General features: G+C 33.2%; 1 tRNA gene and 2 rRNA genes. All 3 read left to right on the plus strand.

The annotated features are described in order from the left end of the window. Positions 1 to 210 (plus strand): 23S ribosomal RNA (locus Q0370_RS00260); the annotation flags it as partial. Between the two features lie 62 nt (positions 211 to 272). Beyond that, a 5S ribosomal RNA gene (gene rrf / locus Q0370_RS00265) occupies positions 273 to 385 on the plus strand. A 14-nt stretch (positions 386 to 399) separates the two neighbouring features. Then, positions 400 to 476: transfer RNA gene (locus tag Q0370_RS00270), tRNA-Asn, on the plus strand. Positions 477 to 1,443 lie beyond the last annotated feature (967 nt).

Genomic DNA, 1,443 nt, shown 5'->3' on the forward strand with positions numbered 1-1,443 from the left:
GACAGACCTCTGATGTATCAGTTGTCACGCCAGTGGCACGGCTGAGTAGTCACGTCTGGAACGGATAACCGCTGAAAGCATCTAAGCGGGAAGCCGGCTTTGAGATGAGTGCTCGCAGTATCCATGGAGAACACATGGTCGATAGGCCAGGGGTGCAAGCGCAGCAATGCGTTCAGCTGACTGGTACTAATATTACGTATGCTTTTTATGTAGTCTTTTGCTTCTGCTATTTATTTCCCATTGCCTTAGGCAATTCAATTTATATTCAAAAGTTTGGTGATCATAGCGGCAGGGATACACCCGGTCACATTTCGAACCCGGCAGTTAAGTCTGCCTGCGCCTACGATACTTGGATTCGTCCCGGGAAAATAGGAAGCCGCCAAACTTTTTTTCTTTTGCGTCTCCGTAGCTCAGCCGGTTAGAGCATCTGACTGTTAATCAGAGGGCCGTTGGTTCGAGTCCAACCGGGGACGCCATTCTTTTTATACCCCTTATCATCTGATTTCCTTCTACGGAAGTTTTTTTTTGCCTATTTTTCATTATACAGCTCCTGAATATGATGTTCCCATATCCGAAATACAGCTCTAATATTTTAATTGATTAAAAAATTTTTTTGAAATTTAGGTTCCCTGTTAAGTATGTAGAGGAAAAAAGTCTGATAAACTAGACTTAAGAGATTCTAAGTTTAATAAGTTTATTGAATCTTTTATCCTAGAAGATAGCTTTTTATTATTTTTATCTTGTTATTTTTCCCTTCAACTAATCCTTTATTGTATTATATTTTTGTATACTACTTATTTTTTTTTCAGTTTGATAATGTTTCTTCTAATTTAATGCACTCCTTTATTTCAGATTTCTTCAGTTCTTATATCAGTTTTCTCAGTTCATTACTGAATACAGTAACATCTTTTATTTCAAATATATTTAAAACTTTGTTCTAAGCCCTTGTTGAAACTTTAATGTCATGAAATATTACATGTTTGTATTTTCTTATCTTTCTAGCTAAGCGAATTACTTTATCTCTGAAAGTTTTCTTCTTATCTTATCTTTTATTTTATTTGAAATTGTGTAATTCCTGTCTATAATTTCTATTAAAGAAGTTATTCTTTTGATATATGTAGTACAGACACATATCTCTTTTTCTATACGAAGTATAATTCTCCTGTTTCCTTAACATAGTTTTCTTATATTAACAGTTCTGTAATTATGTAAATTCAATCCTTGTATTACATGTGTTATAATAATTCAGTTTTATATTATATATCTTGTTTCATATACATGGTAGATATTGTTGGCAAGTAGTTTTTTCTATTTTTGCTCCTTTTATTTTTTTGCACCCGTGTATATTATAGAGCCTGAATAAATATGTTTTTACATTTTTAAATTTTTAGACAGCCTCTACTTTATTTGCCAATTAGAATAGTCCTGTCTGCTATTCTTTTT

This window comes from uncultured Leptotrichia sp., from assembly GCF_938036635.1.
Lineage (GTDB): Bacteria > Fusobacteriota > Fusobacteriia > Fusobacteriales > Leptotrichiaceae > Leptotrichia > Leptotrichia hongkongensis.